We start from the raw sequence: 20,324 nt of genomic DNA on the forward strand, positions 1-20,324 counted from the left end.
AGCGACAGTGGAGCTCAGGGCTTACGCGATCAGCGTGCAAGGTCCGCACGCGCCGATGCTGCAGCCGACGTCGGTGAACGTCGGCGACCACCAGGTGGTGCTGCTCGCGGGCTATCCCGGCCCTGGTCACGTCGCTGCCGCGCTCGGTCTGTCCGGTCGGCTGAAGCCGGACGGTGGCGAGGTGAAGCTCGACGGGCACCCCGACGGCCGCCTGCTCCGCCGGAGTGTCGCTGTGGTGGACGCGCCGGGGATCACCGAGCCGGACGACGCCCTGCCGGTGCAGACGGTTGTCGGCGAGGAACTGGCGATCGGTGGGCGCAAGGCAGGGCGTAAAGCGGTGCGCGAGTGGCTGGGCGAGCACGAGTGGTCCGAGTACGCCGACCGGCGGTTCGAGCATTTGCCGGTGAGTGTGCGGACGGAGTTGCTCGCGGAGCTCACCGTCGCGCGGAAGGACGTGAAGGTGGTGATCCTGACGATGCCGGACCGGCTCGGCGGGGATCCTCACGACTGGTACGGCGTCGGGCGGGATCTGGCGTCCCGGGGATACGGCGTGCTCATCACCTGCGCGGATGCCTCGGCCCGGTTGCTCGGCGTACCGGCGGCACAGCTGGGTTCGGTGAATCAGCCCGACCCCGTGCAGGTCGAACCCGCCGCGCCGGCGTCCGAAGTACAGGCCGAACCCGAAGCGCCGGCCGAAACAGAAGCTGCAGCAGAGAAGGACGACGAAGTCGTGAAGGACGGGGTATGACGGCCATCCGGATGGCGCTGAGCGAGTTGCGCCGGTTGACCGCCGGGCGGTTGCCGAAGCTGGCGGTGGTGGCCCTGTTGTGCGTCCCGATGCTGTACGGCGGGCTGTACCTGTACGCGAACCACGACCCGTACGGGCGACTCGACAAGGTCCCGACGGCGGTAGTCGTCGAGGACGAGGGGACCACCCTGTCGACCGGCGAGAAGCTGTCGGTCGGCCCCCAGGTCGCCGACGAACTGGTGAAGTCGAAGAGCTTCGACTGGCACCGCGTCGACCGGGCGGAGGCCAACGCGGGCGTCACCGACGGGCGGTACGAGTTCGCGCTGGTGCTGCCGAAGACATTCTCGGCGGATCTCGCCTCGAGCGCGGAGTTCGCGCCACGGCAGGCGAATCTCGAACTGCTGACCAACGACGCGAACAACTATCTCGCCCACACGATCGCGAACCAGGTCGTCGCGCAGGTGACGAAGACCGTCGCCGCCCAGGTGAGCGAGACTGCGGCGAGCAAGCTGCTGGCCGGGTTCAGCACGATCCACGGGCAGATCACCAAGGCGGCGACGGGCGCCGGGCAGCTGCAGAGCGGTCTCACCTCGGCCGCGACCGGTGTGACCAAGCTGCAGACCGGAGCCGGGCAGCTGAACACCGCGCAGAAGCAGCTCTCGGCGGGCGCGACCCAGCTCTCCACCGGCCTCACTCAGGCAGGCAAGGGCGCCACTGACCTCTCGAGTGGCGCGAGTCAGTTGAGCACCGGGCTCGGAACCCTGAAGACGAAGACCGCCACGCTGCCGGCCGAGACCAAGAAGCTGGCGAGCGGCGCCGATCAGGTTGCTGATGGCAACGAGAAGATCGCGACCACCGGGCAGCAGGTGGCGACCGCGTCCGGCACGCTGGTGAAGGACCTGAGCACGCTCGATGGCGACTTGGCCGCGCGGCTCAAGGCTCGCGGGTTCACTCAGGCGCAGATCAACCAGGTCCTCGCGGAAACGGCCAAGCTGCGTGGTCCTGCTGTCACCGCGAACACCAAGATCCAGTCCACCTCGAAGCAGCTGAACCAGCTCGCCAGTGGCGCTCGGCAGGTGTCGAACGGCGCTACCGCCCTGGCCAACGCCACACCGGCTCTGACCGCCGGGATCAACAGCGCGTCCACTGGCGCGACCAAGCTCAGCACAGGTGCGACCCAGTTGAGGACGGGTGTGGCGTCGCTGCAAGCGGGCGCGTCGAAGCTGGCGACTGGCGAACAGCAGGCGGTGGCCGGCCAGGGTGAACTGCTCACCGGCGTGAACAGCCTGGCGACCGGCGTCGGCAAGCTCAAGACCGGCGCGACCGAGCTCAACACCGCGCTCACCAACGGCGCCAAGCGGATCCCGAACCCGTCGCCCGAGGCACGGAAGGCGGTCGCGGAGACCCTCGGAGCCCCGGTCGGCCTGACGAACACCTCGCAGGCGACGGCCGACAGCTACGGCGCGGGGCTGGCGCCGTTCTTCCTCAGCCTGTCCTGCTGGATCGGCGCCTACGTGCTGTTCCTGCTGGTCAGGCCGTTGTCACCCCGGGCGCTGGCTGGTCTGCAGGCACCTCTGCGGGTCGCCCTCGGCGGCTGGCTGCCGCCGGCGATCCTCGGTGCGGTCCAGGCGACGCTGGTGTTCACCGCGGTGGTGATCGTCCTCGGGATCGACACCGCGCATCCGTGGCTGACGGTGGGCTACCTGATGCTGACGTCGCTGACGTTCGTAGCGATCCTGCACGCACTGTCCGCCTGGTTCGGTGCCGTGGGCAAGTTCCTCGGACTGGTCCTGATGGTGATCCAACTGGTCAGCGCGGGCGGCACCTTCCCGTGGCAGACGATCCCCGCACCGCTCTACTTCTTCCACCACGTGTTGCCGATGAGCTACGCGATCGACGGCGTCCGCCACCTGATGTACGGCGGCCCCGGACCCAACCTCGGCAAGGACCTCCTGGTGCTGACGGCCTGGCTCCTCGCAGGCATCACCGCCTCAGCCCTGGCAGCCCGCAAACAACGCGTCTGGCCCGCCAAAATACTCCAACCCGAACTAGCCCTCTGAGCGTCACCCGGCGCCGCAGGGGTGTCAGGTCTTGAGGTGCCACGCGGTGGGGGTGCGGATGCCGGGGCGGGTTTCGCCCGAGCTGAATTGGGATGCGCGGAGAGTTAGCGGGTCACTCCGAGGAGGGCGGAGGCGGTGCCGAGGAGGTGGTTCGTGGCGGGCTGGTCGAAGAAAGTGATGAGCGCTTCATAGGTACTGCGCTGGGCGGCGTCCGGGTCGACGACGTACCCGTAGTAGCCGTCGGTGTAGCCGATTACCCGCGTGACCGGGTGCGGGCTGTCCGCCTGCAGGCAGGCGCCGTGAATGGCGAAGAGTTCGACCGGAAGGTGCACCCAGGCCACTTCGCCGAAGACGACCACGCTGACGGGAAGATCGAGGTACTCGGGGAGCTCCGCGGCCGACATCAGGGCTTGACCGCGAGCACCGTCGAGGCGGGTCTGCGCGATCCGGACCGCCGGTTCGTCGAGGCCACCGTGGATGCCGGCCGCGGCGGTAGCAACCATCGCGGCCGCTTCCGCCGGTGCGGGAAGATCCCGCACCTTCAACCGAGCCGTCGTACGCCGGATGGCCGGGGCGACGGCGGGTAGGTCGAGGCCTGGTCCGGCCAGGGCGGCGGCGACGCGGGCGGCAAGTAGTCCGCCCAGGCGGTCGACCTCCTGCGCACCACGACCCTGACGGGTGAAGCGGGGGCTCACATCGCCGGCGGCGCCCTGCAGGAACCCCACCACCACGGAGTCCGCGCTCAGAGCCGCCCGAGCCGCGCCCGGCCAGTCTGCGGACCAGCGCAGGTTCTCCGGCCCATAGGTGGTCGGGTGACAGGCGAAGTCGAGCAGGATCGCGGCCAGCGAACCATCCAGCGAGTGCAACGCAAGCACGCCGGCCGTGTTGTCGTGCGGGCCGTTCTTGCGGTGCCGGTTGGTCCCGACGCCGACGACCTCCACCGACCGCCACGAAGCACGCACCGGCTGCCTCTGCAGAGGGGCCGAGGCGACTGCCGCGACAAGCGGCTCGTACAGCGACGGTTCCCGCGAGGCGGGGATCACCGGGTGGATCTGTCCGGTCCACCCGGACGGGCCCGAGTGGGTGTGGGAGGCACAGACGACCACACATTCCGGCGGGATCCCCGCGGCCGATGCGGCTGCCGCGGACAACTCGGCCACCAGGGCGGGGCCCACCGCGATCGCGTCCAGACTCAACCAGAGCACGCCCGGCGAGTCCGCCGTACTGAGCCAGATCATCGTCGCCCGCAACGGGTCCGCAGTACCGGTGGCCAGGTCCGCGCGAGCGGCGTATCCGTCCAGGCGGTGTCCTGGCGGTGGGGTGACATCGAGGGAGGCCGCGCCCAGGAGTAGCTCGCTCACGTCAACGCTCCAGCAGTCTGTCCGCCGAGGCGGGTGGTGCGCTCAACTGGTCCCCTCGGGGGGAGTTGGCTCCTGCGTACCGCGGAATCGATCCCACCAAACGCGCGGTGGTTTCCATCGGATTGGTGATCGCCGTCCCCACGACGACCGCGTACGCACCGGCTTCGAAGGCGGCGCGGACGTCCTCGGGGGTGCGGATCCGGCCCTCGGCCACGACCGGGCAGTCCACCTCGGCCACCAACTGCCGGATCAACTCGATGTCCGGCTCATCCGGTACGGCGTCAGCGGTGTACCCGGAGAGCGTTGTCGCGACGAGGTCGGCGCCGGCCGCGCGGGCCGCATGTCCTGCTTCGAGGCTGTCGCAGTCCGCGAGCACGGCTACGCCGAGTTCTTCGTGGATGCGCTTGATCTGTAGCTCGAGCGGGAGTCCGTCCGGGCGCGGGCGGAGCGTGGCGTCGAGTGCGATCAGGTCGGCGCCTGCCTCGACGATCCCGACGGCCGACTCGTACGTCGGCGTGATGAACACTCCCGCGGGGTCGCCGAGCTTGTTGAGGCCGATGATCGGAAGGTCCGTGACAGCCCTGATCGCTGCCACGTCGGCAGCGCCGTTGGCACGGATCGCACCGGCGCCACCCGCCAGAGCCGCGCGGGCCATCAGCGCCATCGGCCCGGGTGCGTTGAAAGGGTTGCCGGGACCTGCCTGGCAGGACACCACCAGGCAGCCGCGGTCGAGGACCGCGGTGCGGTCAGGCATGGTGGGTCACGATCAGCTCGTCGTACGGCCCAGGTGGACCGCTCGCCAACCTCTGCGCACCATCCAATGAGTTGCCCTCAGCAACTATAAGCTCCGCCCTGCTCGGCAGCTTCGCCCGCAGCGGCTCGGCCAACTGATCGCCCGCACCGTCGAACAGCCCGCCGACACACGCGACCGGCACCTGTCCTTGGCCTGCCAACGACCCGATCGCCGCACCGATCGTCTCCGCGAGCTCACCAGCAGCCCGTACGACGATGTCGTGTGCGACCGGGTCCCCCTCGGCGGCGCGACGCAGTACGACGGGAGCGAAGCGGGCGACGTCATCCACCAGCGTCGGCGACGGGTACAGCGCGATCGGGTCCAGGTCGGTGTCGGCCAAGGCCGTCGCCGGGCCACGGCCGTCCCTGGCGCGCTGCACCGCGACAAGCCCGGCCCGGCCGATCGCGAAGGCGCTGCCGGCGTCTCCGAAGAGGTAGCCGTGGCCGTCGATCTTGTACCAGGAGCCGTCCCGGTCGATCCCCAGGCAGACCACGCCGGTACCGGCGGCCAGCACGACGCCGTACCGGTCGGGGAGAGCGCCGGCGTGGGCGGTGACCATGTCCTGGGTGAGCCTGACCTCGGTAGCCCGCAGGGTCTCGGCGATGCTCTTGGCCAGGATCTCGGCTGTCGGCAGGTCCTTCGGGAAGCCGGTCAGGCCGAGCGCGGCGACTTCTACCGGTCCGGTGACACCTGCCTGATCGGCGGCCGCGCGGACGGCGTCGACGGTGGCCTGGATGCTGTTGGCACTGTGCGTGAAGCCCGGGCCGCTGCCGGTCCTGCCATCGGGGATAACGCGCACTCTGAGCGCTGACTGCCCGCCGTCGAAGGCGAGGCGGATCGGCCCGCGCGCTGCAGGGTCCGCCGAGGCTGGGTGAGCGGTCATGGACGGTGGACCTCTGCCTTCTTGCAAGTACTGATTGGCCTACTCTCGCTCCCCGGACCTCTGCGGGTAAAGCAATCCGAGTAGACCACTTGGCGCCCGTCGTGTGCTCGCGCAATCTTCCCGTGGCAGGCTGACGCCGGACGGTTTCCGATCGTGAGGGGCGGGCGGCATGCGGTTCGGGCTGAAGGTGAATCCGGCGGGGTGGGACGACGCGTCGCAGTGGGCCGGCATCGCGGAGGCGGCCGGGTTCGACGGACTGTGGACCGGCGACAACCTGCGCAACCCGCGGGATCCGGCGATCCCGGTGCACGACGGCCCGACCATCATCGCCGGCTGGGCCGCGACGACGACGCGGATCCGGGTCGGGCTGCTGATCGCCAACATGGTGTTCCGGCAGCCGACCGTGCTCGCGAAGCAGGCCACCACGCTGGACCACGTGTCCCGTGGGCGGTTCGACCTGGGGATCGGCTCGGGCGTCTGGCCGACCGATCACGGGATGGCCGGGACCGAGGTGTGGACGGCCCGCGAGCGGACGGACCGGCTGGCCGAGTTCGTCGCCGTGGTGGATCGGCTGCTGTCGGGTGACGTGAGCGATCACGCCGGGCCGTACTACCCGTACACGCTGGCCGCGATGACGCCGAGCACCGTGCAGGAGCGGTTGCCGCTGATCGTCGCCGCCAACGCACCTCGTGCACTCGCGGTGGTCGCGGCGCACGGCGACGGCTGGGTGACGTTCCCCGGCGCTGCCGCGGAGGCGGACTTCTACGACGCCTCCGTACGGCGTACCGAACTGCTCGACTCGTTGCTCGAGGGACGACGCGAGATCCGCCGGATCCTGCTCGCGTACGGCGAGATCGACCCGTGGGCCTCGGTGGACGGCTTCGCCCGACTGGTCGACCGGTACCGCGGCATCGGCTTCAACGAACTCGTGCTCTACGCACCGAAGGACCACGAACGAGCCGTCTTCGACAGGGTGATCGCCCGGCTCGACACGTACCGCTAGTCGCTCGGGCTGGACCGCCTGCTCCGGTGCTCGGCGGTCTAGTGTCGGTGCGAGGAGGCGAGATGGCTGTCAACGTACTCACCGAGATCGTGATCGCGCGACCGGTCGAGCTGGTCGCTCGGTATGTCGGGGATCCCTCCAATGCGCCGGAGTGGTACGCCAACATCGAGTCGGTCGAGTGGCAGACCCCGCCGCCAGTGGCGCTCGGCTCACGGATGGACTTCGTCGCTCATTTCCTGGGACGACGGTTGGCCTACACCTACGAGATCGTCGAGTTCGAGCCGCTGCGGCGGCTGGTGATGCGGACCGCGCAAGGGCCGTTCCCGATGGAGACCAGCTACGAATGGTCCGCCGAGGGTGCCGACTCGACCCGGATGAGCCTGCGCAACCGTGGCGAGCCGTCCGGGTTCGCAGGCCTGGCCGCGCCGGTGATGGCCGCCGCCATGCGTCGCGCCAACCAGAAGGATCTCAATCGCCTGCGCGAGATTCTCGAGACAACCTCGCGGCGTTAGCCGGCTTCAGCGAAACCCGACTCAGGTCGCCGAGCTGAGAAGATTTCCGACCACCTCGCTGTCGACAGGGGCTCGCTCGACGAGCCCTTTGGCGATCAGCCCGGCAAGGGTCGCCCGAGCCCCTCTCATGTCCGGCACGTACCAGAAGCGCTAGCGTGGGATGGTCAGGTTTGGTGACTATTGGTTGGTGGAGGTGGCGGGTGGAGAGTCGGGTACGGCGGAGTCAGGAGGATCCGGATCTGGGGATGCTGGCCGGGCGGTTGTTGTTCGCGGTGCAGGGGGAGTTGTTCGGGGCGCTGGCGGAACTGGGGTTCGATGATCTGCATCCGCGGCACGGGGCGGTGCTCGCGTATCTGGAGGTCGACGGCATCCGGGCGACCGACCTGTCGCGGCTGTCGGGGCAGCACAAGCAGGTGATCGGGACGATGATCGACGAGCTCGAAACGCTCGGATATGTCGAGCGCCGGCCGGATCCGGCGGACCGACGGGCGAAACTGGTCTGCCCGACGGAGCGGGGGCTGGCTCAGATGACTGCAGCCGACAAGATGATGACGGCGATGCAGGAGCGGCACGCACGGCGACTGGGCCGGGAGAAGTACGCCGATTTCAAGACCACCTTCATTGACGTGGTCGAACACCAGCGCAGGGGTTAGGAGCCCTTCGGCTAGGAATGGGACGGCGGGGGCATGCGGAGCTCGGCGGTGAAGGCGTAGCGATCGCCGCGGTAGACGCCCGACGTGTACTCGAAGACGCGCTCCCGGCGGTCGAAGCTGACGCCGTTGAGGCCGAGGCACGGCTGGGTCGTGGGGATGCCGAGCCAGCCGGCCGTTCTCGCGTCGGGCATCACCGGCTCCAGCTTCGACGTACCGCTGACCAGTTCGATGCCGTAGCGGCTGGTGAGGAGTTCGTAGAGGGAGCCGTTCAGGTCGGCCGCCTCGATGCCGGGCACGTAGCTGTCGGGCAGCGTGGTCCGCTCGACCACCATCGGCAGGTCGTCGGCCAGCCGGAGCCGGGTGAACGTGAGCACCGGATCGCCGACCGGGATCCGCAGCCGCCGGGCGACCGAGCGCTCGGCCTTCTGCCGGCGGAACTCGAGCATCTTGCTGCCCGGCATCATGCCGCGCCGGCGGATGTCCTCGGAGAAGCCCATCATGCCGAGCCACTTCGCCACCTTCGGGCGGGTGGTGTACGTGCCGCTGCCGTGCCGGCGGACGAGCAGTTCCTCGATCACCAGTTCGTCCACCGCCCGGCGCAGCGTCATCCGCGCGACGTTCCACCTGGCCGCCAACTCGCGCTCGGGCGGCAGCGCGGCACCCTCGGGCAGGGTGTCGATCAAGGTGAGCAGCAGTGCCCGGATCTCGGCGGCCTTTCCAGGCAGCGAACTGTGCATCCGTCCTGACTAACACTCACACGGGTCCACTGGAACCCTTCCAGCAGCACAGACAGACAACCTCGACCCCGGAGCGTTAGCCGCGCGATGAGAAGTAGTGTCCGGAGGATGAGCAGCGGGACAGCGCCGGTCAAGTCCAGCGGAGTGGTGTAGCGGTGGTGTCGCGTGATCCTTGGGTTGGTTAGGCGCTGAGCGCCGGGATGTCGGTGTCTGTGGTGGTCTCCTCTGTGGTCTCGATGAGGGCGAGTCGGGACTTGGCGAGGACGTCGAGGCCGAGATAGCGGCGGCCCTCGATCCAGTCGTCGTGCTGCTCGGCGAGCACGGCGCCGACGAGGCGGATCAACGCGTTGCGGTCGGGGAAGATGCCGACCACGTCGGTGCGGCGGCGGATCTCGCGGTTCAGCCGTTCTTGCGGGTTGTTGGACCAGATCTGTCGCCAGATCTCCTTGGGGAACGCGGTGAACGCGAGCACGTCTGCGCGGGCGGTCTCGAGGTGGTCGACGACCGCGGGTAGCTTGTCGGCCAGGGCGTCCAGGACGCGGTCGAACTGTTCGTGCACCGCGTCCTTGTCGGGCTGGTCGTAGACCGAGTGCAGCAGCGTCTTCACCCACGGCCAGGAGGTTTGGGGGTGACCGACATCAGGTTGGCGGCGTAGTGGGTGCGGCAGCGCTGCCCGCTCGCGCCGGGCAGGGTGGCGCCGATGGCGGCGACGAGGCCGGCGTGGGCGTCGCTGGTGACGAGGCGGACGCCGGTCAGGCCGCGGGCGGTGAGGTCGCGCAGGAACGCCAGCCAGCCGGCGCCGTCCTCGGCCGAAGTCACTTGTAGGCCAAGGATTTCTCGGTGTCCGTCGCCGTTTACGCCGGTCGCGACCAGGGCGTGGACGTTGACGACCCGGCCGCCTTCGCGGACCTTCAGTACCAGCGCGTCCGCGGCCACGAACGTGTACGGGCCGGCGTCCAGCGGCCGGGTCCTGAACTGCTCCACGGCCTCGTCGAGCTCGGCGGCCATCACCGAGACTTGCGACTTCGACAACCTGGTGATGCCGAGGGTCTCGACCAGCTTCTCCATCCGCCGCGTGGACACCCCGAGCAGGTAGCAGGTCGCCACCACCGTCGTCAGCGCCCTCTCCGCCCTCCTGCGACGCTCGAGCAGCCAGTCGGGAAAGTAGCTGCCCGAGCGCAGCTTGGGGATCGCCACGTCCAGGGTGCCGGCGCGGGTGTCGAAGTCGCGGTGCCGGTACCCGTTGCGGGAGTTCACCCGCTCGCTGCTGGGCAGGCCGTACGGCGCGCCGCAGACCGCGTCCGCCTCCGCCGACAACAGCGCCTGGATGAACGTGGTCAACATGTCACGCAACAGATCCGGCGACGCGGTGGTCAGCTGCTCGTGCAGGAACTCGGCAGGGTCGATACTGGTGTTCGCGGTCATCGCGTTCTTCTCCTTCAGAAGTCTGTGAGAGGTCTTCCAAAGGATCACGCGATGACCGCTTTCACACGTCTACGCCACGCCCGTCAGCGGGCCTGCCGTACACCACTCTGCTGGACGCCACTACAGCGCCCTCCACGGCAATCATCGTCGGTGCCGGCCTGACGCTCTGGCCGAACGCGATCCGCGTCCTCGGCGTACTCGGACTGGCCGACGCGGTCGAAGCCCGCGCGGTATGAGGGTCCCGGTGAGTGGCACAGCTCAAAAACAAGCACCCTTGATTCTTTTTCGGGACGGTGGGAGGCTCGGGGCACGATCCGAGGCAGGGAGTCGCGTGTGCAACTGGACGAGGTGCTTGCTGATCTGGGGGCCGAGAGCGTCGAGCTGGACCTGCTCGTCGGCGGCTTGAGCGCGGACGCCTGGGCGACCCCGACGCCGGCCGAGGGCTGGACGATCGCACATCAGATCGCGCATCTGGCCTGGACCGACGAGGCGGCGCGGATGGCCGCGGCCGCGCCCGAGGAGTTCCAGGCCACGCTGAAGCAGGCGCTGAAGAACCCCAGTGGCTACGTGGATGAGGGGGCCGCCGAGACGGCCTCGCTGCCGCCCGGCGAGCTGCTGACCTACTGGCGCGAGACCCGCGGTGAGCTGGCGGACGCGCTGCGGGCAGTGCCGAGCGGCGAGAAGGTGGCGTGGTTCGGTCCGCCGATGAGCCCGACCTCGATGGCGACCGCGCGACTGATGGAGACCTGGGCCCACGGGCTGGACGTCGCCGACGCCCTCGGGGTCCATCGCCGGCCGTCCGCGCGACTGCGGCACGTCGCGCACCTGGCGGTCCGGACCCGCGACTTCTCCTACCTGCTGAACGACCGCAAACCGCCCGAGGCTCCGTTCCACGTGGAACTTCGCGGACCGGACAGCGAGCTGTGGACGTGGGGCCCCGAGGACGCCGAGCAGCGGGTGACGGGATCGGCGCTCGACTTCTGCCTGCTGGCGACCCAACGCCGGCACCGCGACGATCTCGACGTACAAGCGTCCGGCGAGCAGGCGGACGAGTGGCTCGGCATCATCCAGGCCTTCGCCGGTCTCCCGGGCAAGGGCCGCGAGCGAGGGCAGTTCGCATGACCCGCGGCGCGGGAGTCTCGGCATGACCACCCCGGAAGACACCAAGGCCAGCACCCCCGCGAGCACGCCCGACGTCCCGGAGGAGGGCGAGCAGGAGAGCACGCAGGCGGACGCGCCCGAGAGCGCCGGGGACGGCACGCCGGAGCAAACGCCCGAGGGCCTCCGGAAGCCGATTCGGATCGGGAACGCTTCGGGGTTCTACGGCGACCGGTTCAGCGCCTTCCAGGAGATGCTGACCGGCGGGCCGCTGGACGTGCTGACCGGCGACTACCTGGCGGAGCTGACCATGCTCATCCTCGGCCGGGACCGGCTGAAGGATCCGTCGCTCGGCTACGCGAAGACCTTCCTCAAGCAGCTCGAGTCCGGCCTCGGTGAAGCGCTCGATCGCGGCGTGAAGGTGGTCAGCAACGCAGGCGGCCTCAACCCGGCAGGCCTCGCCGGCGCCATCCAGGAACTGGCGGACAGGCTCGGCCTGCACCCGAAGATCGCGTACGTCGAAGGCGACGACCTCCTCCCCCGAGCCAAGGAGCTCGACCTCGGCCAGCCCCTCACGGCGAACGCCTACCTCGGCGCGTGGGGAATCGCGGAGGCACTCCAGGCCGGCGCCGACATCGTCGTGACCGGACGAGTCACCGACGCGTCCGTCATCGTCGGACCCGCCGCGGCCCACCACGGCTGGAAGCGGACCCAGTACGACGAACTCGCGGGCGCGGTCGTCGCCGGGCACGTGATCGAGTGCGGCTGTCAGGCGACCGGCGGCAACTACGCGTTCTTCAACGAGATCCGCGACCTCGGCCACCTGGGGTTCCCGATCGCGGAGATCCACGCCGACGGCAGCAGCGTGATCACCAAGCACGACGGCACCGGTGGCGCCGTCACCCTCGACACGGTCAAGGCGCAGCTCCTCTACGAGATCACCGGCGCCCGGTACGCCGGTCCGGATGTCACCGCGCGGATGGATTCCGTCGAGCTGAGCGAGGTCGGGCCCGACCGGATCCGGATCTCCGGGGTCGAGGGCGAGCCACCTCCCCCGACGTACAAGGTGTCTCTCAACGCGGTGGGTGGCTTCCGCAACGAGGTGGACTTCGTGCTCACGGGGCTCGACCTGGAGGCGAAGGCCGAGCTGGTCCAGCGGCAGCTCGAGCGAGGGCTGCGCAGGAGGCCGGCCGAGCTCAAGTGGTCGCTGAACTGGACGGAGCAGCCGAACGCGGAGACCGAGGAGCAGGCGAGTGTGCTGCTCAAGTGCACGGTGAAGGACCCCGATCCGAAGGTGGCCGGCCGGGCCTTCTCCAGTGCGGCGGTCGAGCTGGCTCTGGCGAGCTATCCGGGCTTCCATGTCACGGCTCCGCCCGGTGACGCAGCGCCGTACGGGGTGTTCACGGCCGGGTATGTCGATGCCGGCGAGGTCGAGCATGTGGTGGTGTTGCCCGACGGCAGCCGCAAGGCGATCGAGCCGTCGGCCGAGACGCAGGGGTTGGAGCCAGCCGAGGACGGGCCCTTGCCGATGCCGTTGCCGCAGTTGGTGGCTGCGGGGCGTCCTGCGCGGTCGCTGACCCGTGAGGTGCCACTGGGCCGGGTCGCCGGAGCGCGGAGTGGTGACAAGGGCGGCGACGCGAACGTAGGTGTGTGGGTGCGGAGCGAGACCGCCTGGCGCTGGTTCGCGCACACGATGACGGTCGAGAAGTTCCGGGAGTTGCTGCCGGAGACCCAGGATCTTTCCGTCACCCGGCACGTCCTGCCGAACCTGTGGGCGCTGAACTTCGTGGTCGGCGGCCTGCTCGGCGAAGGGGTCGCGTCGCAGGCGCGGTTCGACCCGCAGGCGAAGGCGGTCGGCGAATGGTTGCGTTCGCGGTACATCGACGTACCGGAGGTGCTGCTGTGAGCGATGAGCAGAAGGCACTCCGCGAGACGGTCCGCCGGTTCATGGCCGCGGAGGTGCTGCCCAACCTCGACCAGTGGGAGCGCGATGGCGAACTGCCTCGTGAGCTCCACAAGAAGGCGGGCGAGCTCGGCTTGCTCGGAGTCGCCTTCCCCGAGGCGGTCGGTGGTGGCGGCGGCTCCCTGGCCGACGCGATCGCCGTCGTCGAGGAGCTGCACTATGCGGGCGGCTCCGGCGGACTCGTCGCCTCGTTGCTGACCTGCGGGATCGCCTTGCCACACATCGTTGCTGCGGGCAATCAAGAGCATGCTGAACGCTGGGTGCGGCCGACCCTGGACGGCTCGCTGATCGGCGCCCTGGCAATCACCGAACCCGACGGCGGCTCCGATGTCGCCTCCGTCCGTACTACGGCCCGCCGCGACGGGGATCACTTCGTCGTCAACGGCGCCAAGACCTACATCACCTCAGGATGTCGCGCGGACTTCGTCACCACCGCGGTCCGCACGGACGGGCCCGGCGCGCACGGCATCTCCCTGCTGGTGATCGAGCGCGGCATGCCGGGCTTCAAGGTGTCCCGCAAGCTCGAGAAGATGGGCTGGCTCTGCTCGGACACGGCCGAGTTGTCGTTCACTGACGTACGGGTGCCGGCCGCGAGCCTGGTGGGCGAGCCGGGCTCGGGATTCGTCCAGCTGGCGATCAACTTCGTCGCGGAGCGCCTGACCCTCGCAGTACAGGCGTATGCCGGGGCGCAGCGCGCGTTGGACCTCACGGTCGAGTGGTGCCGGGCGCGGGAGACGTTCGGGCGACCGCTGATCACGCGGCAGACCGTGCAGCACACCTTGACCGAGATGGCGCGGCGGATCGACGTCGCCCGGGTCTACGTGCACCACGTCGTCGAGAAGGCCGAGCAGGGTGAGGACGTGATCGCGGAGGTGTGCTTCGCGAAGAACACCGCGGTCGAGGCGGGCGCCTGGGTGTGTGACCAGGCGCTGCAGCTGCACGGCGGGCTCGGGTACATGCGCGAGGCCGAGGTTGAACGCCAGTACCGCGACCAGAAGATCCTCGCGATCGGCGGCGGCACCACCGAGATCATGACGAACTTGGCAGCCAAACGACTGGGGTTCACCGCTTGACGTCCTCCCCGTCCACGACGGGGATTCCAACTACTACGTGGAGGTAGTGAGTTGAGGTTCACGCTTCAGCGAGACCTGTACCGGCGTCTCTCGGCGTGCGCTGACGGCCCGTCCGGCCGCGATGTTGACTGCTGCGTTCACGTCCGCGTTCGCCTGGTGTCCGCAGGCTGCGCACCGAAACACCGCTTGGCTCTTGCGGTTGTCCGGTGTGCAGTGCCCGCAGACGTTACAGGTCTGCGATGTGTACGCGGGGTTCACTTTCTCGACCCGTCCAGCGGCCTTGTGCTCCAGACGGGTCACCAGATCGCCCCAGCCGTTGGCCAGAATGCCCCGGTTCAGACCTGCCTTGGCCCGGCGACGGTTCGGCAGGTGCCTACCTGGTCGTTCGGGATCGGGTTTGGGCCTGGGGCGTTTGGTCATCTGGGCGATGCGCAGGTCTTCCACCCGGATGACATCGAACCGTCGGGCAAGGTCGGTGCTCGTCTTCTCGACCCAGTCCTTGCGACGATCGCCGGCACGGGCATACAGCTTCGCGATCGCAGCCTTCACCCGCCGACGTCGACTGGAGCCGCGACGGCATCGGGACAGGCGACGTTGCAAGTGCTTCAGTCGAACCTGTTCAGTCACCGACAGCCCTGGGCACGACAGGAGTTCGCCGGTGGACAGTGCCGCCGAGACGGTCACGCCGCGGTCAACACCGACGACCTCACCCGTACCCGGTGCCGGGATCGGCGGCGGGATGACGGCGAACGCGAGGTGCCAGCGACCCACCCCGTCGCGGGTAATGCGGTACGACTTCGCTTCCGGAACCGCACGCGACAGCCGGAACCGCACCCAGCCGACCTTCGACACGTTGACCGCGGCCCACTTCCGGCTCAGCTTCACTATCCGCGACGCCTGGGCACCGACGATGCGGAACCCCTCATGCAGCCCGGCCTTGCGCCAGGTCGGCCGCCGGTGGCTCCCTGCAAGGAAGTACCTGACGGCTTCGTCGAAGTCACGCAGCGCCTGCTGCTGCACCGTCTGCGAACCGGCCCGCAGCCAGTCGAACGCAGCCCGGGCCTCGGTGAGTTGCCGTGCCTGCTCGACGTACCGAGGCGTTGGTCGCTTGTCGCGGGTCCACATCGACCACTGCTCAAGCGCCAGGTTCCACACGTACCGGGCGTGTCCGCATTGCTGCAGCAACGCAGATTGCTGCGCGGGCGTCGGGTACATCCGGAACCTGGACATGGAATCGATCCAATCAGCCGCGACCGACAGTTTCCGATGTTCGAAGGGAGGCAGTCGGATGAACAATCGCGAGGTGATGCTGGAGAAGCTCGCTGAGCTTGATGCCGAGCATCAGAAGGCGCTGGCCGGGGGTGGGGAGAAGTACGTCGCGCGCCACCACAAGCGCGGCAAGCTGCTGGCTCGCGAGCGGATCGAGTTGCTGCTGGACCCGGACACCGCGTTCCTCGAGTTGTCGCCGCTCGCGGGGTGGGGCAGCGACTTCACCGTGGGCGCGAGCCTGGTCACCGGGATCGGCGTGGTGGAGGGCGTCGAGTGCCTGATCACCGCGAACGACCCGACCGTCAAGGGCGGCGCGAGCAATCCCTGGACTTTGAAGAAGGCCCTGCGTTCGGACGAGATCGCCCGGGCCAACCGGCTGCCGGTGATCAGCCTGGTCGAGTCCGGCGGCGCGGATCTGCCGACGCAGAAGGAGATCTTCATCCCGGGCGGCGCGATGTTCCGCAACCTGACCCGGTTGTCGGCGGAGGGCATCCCGACGATCGCGCTGGTGTTCGGCAACTCCACCGCCGGAGGCGCGTACATCCCGGGGATGAGCGACTACGTGGTGATGGTCGACGGCGGCGCGAAGGTGTTCCTGGCCGGGCCGCCGCTGGTGAAGATGGCGACCGGCGAGGATGCGGATGACGAGTCCCTCGGTGGTGCCTCGATGCACGCCCGCGTCTCGGGGCTCGCGGACTACTTCGCCGTGGACGAACCGGACGCGATCCGCCTCGGCCGGCAGATCGTGTCGCGGCTGAACTGGAAGAAGCTCGGCCCGCCGCCGGCAGCGCAGTACGAGGAGCCCTTGTACGACGCGGACGAGTTGCTGGGGATCGTGCCGGGCGACCTGAAGATCCCGTTCGACCCGCGGGACGTGATCGCCCGGGTGGTGGACGGGTCGGTGTTCGACGAGTTCAAGCCGCGCTACGGGTCATCGCTCGCGACCGGGTGGGCCTCGGTCCACGGGTATCCGGTCGGCGTGCTGGCCAACGCGCGTGGCGTGCTGTTCAGCGAGGAGTCGCAGAAGGCCGCGCAGTTCATCCAGCTCGCGAATCGCGCCTCGGTGCCATTGATCTTCCTGCACAACACGACGGGGTACATGGTCGGCCGGGAGTACGAGCAGGGCGGGATCATCAAACACGGCGCGCAGATGATCAACGCGGTCTCCAACTCCCGCGTGCCGCACATCTCGATCCTCACGGGCGCTTCCTATGGCGCCGGGCACTACGGCATGTGCGGGCGGGCGTTCGATCCGCGCTTCCTCTTCGCCTGGCCGTCCGCGAAGTCCGCGGTGATGGGCCCCCAGCAGCTCGCCGGGGTGCTGTCGATCGTCGCGCGCGCCGCCGCGGCCGCGAAGAACCAGCCGTACGACGAGGACGGCGATGCCGCGATGCGGGCCTACGTGGAAGGCCAGATCGAGGCGGAGTCGCTGCCGATGTTCCTGTCCGGCCGGCTCTACGACGACGGCGTGATCGACCCGCGCGACACGCGCACCGTGCTCGGCCTGTGCCTGTCCGCCATCCACTCGGCTCCGGTCGAGGGAACCCGCTTCGACGGCGCCAACTTCGGCGTCTTCCGGATGTGATGGCGATGTTCACTTCAGTACTGGTGGCGAATCGTGGCGAGATCGCGCGGCGGGTGTTCCGGACCGCGCGCGAGCTGGGGGTGTCGACTGTCGCCGTGCACTCGACTGCCGACGCCTCGATGCCGTACGTCGGGGAGGCTGACGCGGCGGTCCACCTGCCGGGCAACGCGCCGGGTGAGACCTACCTGCGGACGGAGTTGCTGATCGAGGCGGCCCGTCGAGCCGGGGCGGATGCGGTGCATCCGGGGTACGGGTTCCTGTCGGAGAACGCGACCTTCGCGCGGGCTGTCGAGGACGCTGGGCTGGCGTGGATCGGGCCGCCGCCGCAGGCGATCGAGTCGATGGGCTCGAAGATCGAGGCGAAGAAGCTGATGGACGCGGCGGGAGTTCCCGTGTTGCCGCGACTCTCCGCGGACGACGTGACCGAAGCGGAACTCCCGGTGCTGGTGAAAGCGTCGGCGGGCGGCGGCGGGCGCGGGATGCGCGTCGTGCACCACCTGGAGGACCTGCGGTCGGAGATCGCCGCCGCCGAAGCGGAGGCGCTGTCGGCCTTCGGCGACGGGACGGTGTTCTGTGAGCCGTATCTGGCGACCGGCCGGCACATCGAGGTCCAGATCCTGGCTGACCACCACGGCACGATCTGGGCGGTCGGCGAGCGCGAGTGCTCGATCCAGCGGCGGCATCAGAAGGTGCTCGAGGAGGCTCCTTCGCCTTTGGTGGAACGGCTTCCGTCGATGCGGGCCGAGTTGTTCGCGGCGGCGCGGAAGGCTGCCGAGGCGATCGGGTACGTCGGTGCCGGCACTGTGGAGTTCCTCGCGGACGACAGCGGGCGGTTCTACTTCCTGGAGATGAACACGCGCCTCCAGGTCGAGCACCCCGTCACCGAGTCGACGACCGGCCTCGACCTGGTCGCGCTGCAGTTCGCGATCGCTTCTGGTGAGGCCTTGCCCGCTGAACCGCCTGCTGCGCTTGGGCATTCGATCGAGGTTCGGTTGTACGCCGAGGATCCCGCGTGCGACTGGCAACCTCAGACCGGCACGTTGCAGCGCTTCCACCTTGGTGATGTTGCCGAGTTCGGGCCGGGCGGACCACGCTCGGGTCTGCCGTGGTTGCGGGTCGACTCCGGAGTGGTCAGCGGCTCCGAGGTCTCCCCGTACTACGACGCGATGCTGGCGAAGGTGATCGTCTGGGGCGCCACCCGCGCAGAAGCAGCCACCAGGCTGGCGGCCGAGCTGTCGAAGGCGCAGATCCACGGCGTCCGCACAAACCGCGACCTCCTGGTCCGCACCCTCCGCCACCCCGCCTTCCTCGCAGGCGACACCGACACAGCCTTCTTCGACCGGAATGGGTTGGAAGAGTTGTCGCGTCCACTGGCCGAGCCTGCTGTGGAGGAACTGTGTGCGCTGGCGGCGGCACTTGCCGACGCGGCGAGGCGGCGGGGTACTGCGAAGGTGCAGAAGGGGTTGCCGAGTGGGTGGCGGAATGTGCCGTCGCAGGCTCAGACGAAGTCGTACAGGGTGGGCGATTCGACGTACGAGGTCGCTTATCGGCTGACTCGGGACGGGCCGGTGGTCGCGGGAGATGTTCGGTTGGTGGACGCCGGGGCCGAGCGCGTGCTGCTGGAGCTGGGCGGAGTGCGGCGGGCGTTTGACGTCGCGGCCTATCCCGGGCTGGTGTGTGTTGACTCGGCGTTGGGGTCGGTGGCGTTGAAGCCTGTCGAGAGGTTCGCGGATCCGTCGGCGCAGGTGGCGGCGGGGTCGTTGCTTGCACCGATGCCGGGCACCGTGATCCGGGTCGCGGTGAAGGTGGGCGACAAGGTCGAGCAGGGACAACCACTGCTGTGGCTGGAGGCGATGAAGATGGAGCACACCATCTCCGCGCCGGCCGACGGCATGCTGGCCGAACTCGCGGTCGGTCCAGGGCAACAGGTCGAGGTCGGCGCCGTGCTGGCCGTCGTGCAAGCAGCCGAAGGAGAAGACGCATGAACTTCGTCGAGACCGAAGAGCGCCGGGCGCTGCGAACCGCGGTGAGCGAGCTGGGCAAGAAGTACGGGTACGCCTACTTCAACGAACGCGCGCGCTCCGGCGGGCAGACCACCGAGCTCTGGCAGGAGGCGGGCAAGCTCGGCTATCTGGGCGTGAACCTGCCCGAGAAGTACGGCGGCGGAGGTGGCGGGATGGCCGACCTGTCGATCGTGCTGGAAGAACTCGGCGCGGCCGGTTGCCCGCTGCTGATGATGGTCGTGTCACCGGCGATCTGCGGCACAGTGATCGCCCGGTTTGGCACGGACGGGCAGAAGGAGCGGTGGCTGCCGACCCTGGCCGACGGCTCCACCACGATGGCATTCGCGATCACCGAGCCCGACGCCGGATCCAACTCGCACGGGATCACCACCACGGCCCGCCGTACGGACGACGGCTGGTCGTTGTCGGGGCGGAAGGTCTACATCTCCGGCCTGGACGTGGCCAAGGCGGTGCTGGTGGTCGGGCGCACCGAGGACGCGAAGACCGGCCGGCTGAAGCCCGCGCTGTTCATCGTGCCGACCGATGCTCCGGGGGTCGAGTTCCGGAAGATCGAGATGGACCTGATCAGCCCGGACAAGCAGTTCGCGTTGTTCCTCGACGACGTGCAACTGCCCCCGGATGCCTTGGTCGGGTCGGAGGACGCGGGCCTGATGCAACTGTTCGCGGGCCTCAACCCGGAGCGGATCATGGCGTCGGCCTTCGCGATCGGAATCGGCCGGCACGCGCTCGGCAAGGCCGTTGCCTATGTCAAGGAACGCCAGGTCTGGAAGACCCCGATCGGCGCCCACCAAGGGATCGCGCACCCGCTGGCCCAGTGCAAGATCGAGCTGGAGCTGGCCCGGCTGATGATGCAGAAGGCCGCCGCCCTGTACGACGCGGGCGACGACCTGGGCGCCGGTGAAGCCGCGAACATGGCCAAGTACGCCGCCGGCGAGGCGACCGTCCGGGTCACTGACCAGGCGGTCCAGTCACTCGGCGGCAACGGCATGACGGTCGAGTACGGCGTCGCCTCGCTCGTCGCCGCGGCCCGCGCCACCAGGATCGCGCCGGTCAGCCGGGAGATGATCCTCAACTTCGTCGCGCAGCACAGCCTAGGCCTACCGAAGTCGTACTGATTCCGCCACAGTCATCCTCCTA

The 20,324-nt window shown here is 69.1% G+C and carries 16 protein-coding genes and 1 pseudogene; 11 read left to right on the forward strand and 6 right to left on the reverse strand.

Annotated features, from left to right (window positions below; translation table 11 throughout):
• Positions 1-7 precede the first annotated feature (7 nt).
• Both EV644_RS09785 and EV644_RS09790 read left to right on the forward strand, forming a co-directional pair.
• Positions 8-748: a hypothetical protein gene (locus EV644_RS09785; RefSeq protein WP_241998468.1), complete on the forward strand. Its 741-nt coding sequence runs from the start codon at positions 8-10 to the stop codon at positions 746-748.
• A complete protein-coding gene (locus EV644_RS09790) occupies positions 745-2,808 on the forward strand; it encodes a YhgE/Pip domain-containing protein (RefSeq protein ID WP_132190047.1) in 2,064 nt (687 codons plus the stop codon). Before EV644_RS09785 ends, EV644_RS09790 begins: the two co-directional genes overlap by 4 nt.
• 104 nt (positions 2,809-2,912) lie before the next feature.
• Here the strand turns inward: EV644_RS09790 and EV644_RS09795 are convergent, their stop codons facing one another.
• Genes EV644_RS09795 through EV644_RS09805 form a run of 3 tightly spaced genes read right to left on the reverse strand, consistent with a single transcriptional unit; the run spans position 2,913 to position 5,845 of the window.
• Positions 2,913-4,169: a neutral/alkaline non-lysosomal ceramidase N-terminal domain-containing protein gene (locus EV644_RS09795; RefSeq protein ID WP_132190046.1), complete on the reverse strand. Its 1,257-nt coding sequence runs from the start codon at positions 4,167-4,169 to the stop codon at positions 2,913-2,915.
• A 1-nt stretch (position 4,170) separates the two neighbouring features.
• Positions 4,171-4,923, reverse strand: coding sequence for an N-acetylmannosamine-6-phosphate 2-epimerase (locus EV644_RS09800; protein WP_132190045.1), 753 nt, complete (start codon positions 4,921-4,923; stop codon positions 4,171-4,173).
• Entirely contained in the window at positions 4,916-5,845 is a 930-nt protein-coding gene (locus tag EV644_RS09805) for an N-acetylglucosamine kinase (protein ID WP_132190044.1), read from the reverse strand. The genes EV644_RS09800 and EV644_RS09805 overlap by 8 nt, the downstream gene beginning before the upstream one ends.
• 169 nt (positions 5,846-6,014) lie before the next feature.
• Here EV644_RS09805 and EV644_RS09810 point away from each other — a divergent pair, with 169 nt between their 5' ends.
• The 3 genes from EV644_RS09810 to EV644_RS09820 all read left to right on the forward strand — a co-directional run bounded on the left by EV644_RS09810 (position 6,015) and on the right by EV644_RS09820 (position 8,013).
• The gene (locus EV644_RS09810) at positions 6,015-6,848 is read left to right on the forward strand and encodes an LLM class flavin-dependent oxidoreductase (protein ID WP_132190043.1); all 834 of its coding nucleotides are present in this window, start codon (positions 6,015-6,017) and stop codon (positions 6,846-6,848) included.
• Positions 6,849-6,910: 62 nt separating this feature from the next.
• Positions 6,911-7,360, forward strand: a complete 450-nt coding sequence (locus tag EV644_RS09815) for an SRPBCC family protein (protein ID WP_132190042.1) — start codon at positions 6,911-6,913, stop codon at positions 7,358-7,360.
• Between the two features lie 200 nt (positions 7,361-7,560).
• Positions 7,561-8,013, forward strand: coding sequence for a MarR family winged helix-turn-helix transcriptional regulator (locus EV644_RS09820; RefSeq protein WP_241998467.1), 453 nt, complete (start codon positions 7,561-7,563; stop codon positions 8,011-8,013).
• Between the two features lie 11 nt (positions 8,014-8,024).
• On the opposite strand, the gene EV644_RS09825 is transcribed toward EV644_RS09820, so the two are convergent.
• Both EV644_RS09825 and EV644_RS09830 read right to left on the reverse strand, forming a co-directional pair.
• Positions 8,025-8,750, reverse strand: coding sequence for a GntR family transcriptional regulator (locus tag EV644_RS09825; RefSeq protein ID WP_132190041.1), 726 nt, complete (start codon positions 8,748-8,750; stop codon positions 8,025-8,027).
• 181 nt (positions 8,751-8,931) lie between these two features.
• Positions 8,932-10,175, reverse strand: a pseudogene (locus EV644_RS09830) (IS256 family transposase).
• Between the two features lie 333 nt (positions 10,176-10,508).
• Between EV644_RS09830 and EV644_RS09835 the strand changes: the two are divergent.
• Genes EV644_RS09835 through EV644_RS09845 form a run of 3 tightly spaced genes read left to right on the forward strand, consistent with a single transcriptional unit; the run spans position 10,509 to position 14,309 of the window.
• Positions 10,509-11,297 (forward strand): TIGR03084 family metal-binding protein, encoded by a 789-nt coding sequence (locus EV644_RS09835; RefSeq protein ID WP_132190040.1) that lies wholly within the window; start codon positions 10,509-10,511, stop codon positions 11,295-11,297.
• A 22-nt stretch (positions 11,298-11,319) separates the two neighbouring features.
• Positions 11,320-13,179, forward strand: coding sequence for an acyclic terpene utilization AtuA family protein (locus EV644_RS09840; protein WP_241998466.1), 1,860 nt, complete (start codon positions 11,320-11,322; stop codon positions 13,177-13,179).
• Positions 13,176-14,309, forward strand: a complete 1,134-nt coding sequence (locus EV644_RS09845; protein ID WP_255511334.1) for an acyl-CoA dehydrogenase family protein — start codon at positions 13,176-13,178, stop codon at positions 14,307-14,309. The genes EV644_RS09840 and EV644_RS09845 overlap by 4 nt, the downstream gene beginning before the upstream one ends.
• Before the next feature lie 33 nt (positions 14,310-14,342).
• On the opposite strand, the gene EV644_RS09850 is transcribed toward EV644_RS09845, so the two are convergent.
• Complete coding sequence (locus EV644_RS09850) at positions 14,343-15,539, reverse strand: RNA-guided endonuclease InsQ/TnpB family protein (protein ID WP_132190038.1); 1,197 nt, start codon at positions 15,537-15,539, stop codon at positions 14,343-14,345.
• 58 nt (positions 15,540-15,597) lie between these two features.
• On the opposite strand from EV644_RS09850, the gene EV644_RS09855 reads away from it, so the two are divergent.
• Genes EV644_RS09855 through EV644_RS09865 form a run of 3 tightly spaced genes read left to right on the forward strand, consistent with a single transcriptional unit; the run spans position 15,598 to position 20,302 of the window.
• Positions 15,598-17,163: an acyl-CoA carboxylase subunit beta gene (locus EV644_RS09855; protein ID WP_132190037.1), complete on the forward strand. Its 1,566-nt coding sequence runs from the start codon at positions 15,598-15,600 to the stop codon at positions 17,161-17,163.
• Positions 17,164-17,168: 5 nt separating this feature from the next.
• Entirely contained in the window at positions 17,169-19,148 is a 1,980-nt protein-coding gene (locus EV644_RS09860) for an ATP-binding protein (protein ID WP_132190036.1), read from the forward strand.
• A complete protein-coding gene (locus EV644_RS09865; protein WP_132190035.1) occupies positions 19,145-20,302 on the forward strand; it encodes an acyl-CoA dehydrogenase family protein in 1,158 nt (385 codons plus the stop codon). The genes EV644_RS09860 and EV644_RS09865 overlap by 4 nt, the downstream gene beginning before the upstream one ends.
• Positions 20,303-20,324 lie beyond the last annotated feature (22 nt).

Origin of the sequence: Kribbella orskensis (genome assembly GCF_004342085.1) — a bacterium.
GTDB lineage: Bacteria > Actinomycetota > Actinomycetes > Propionibacteriales > Kribbellaceae > Kribbella > Kribbella orskensis.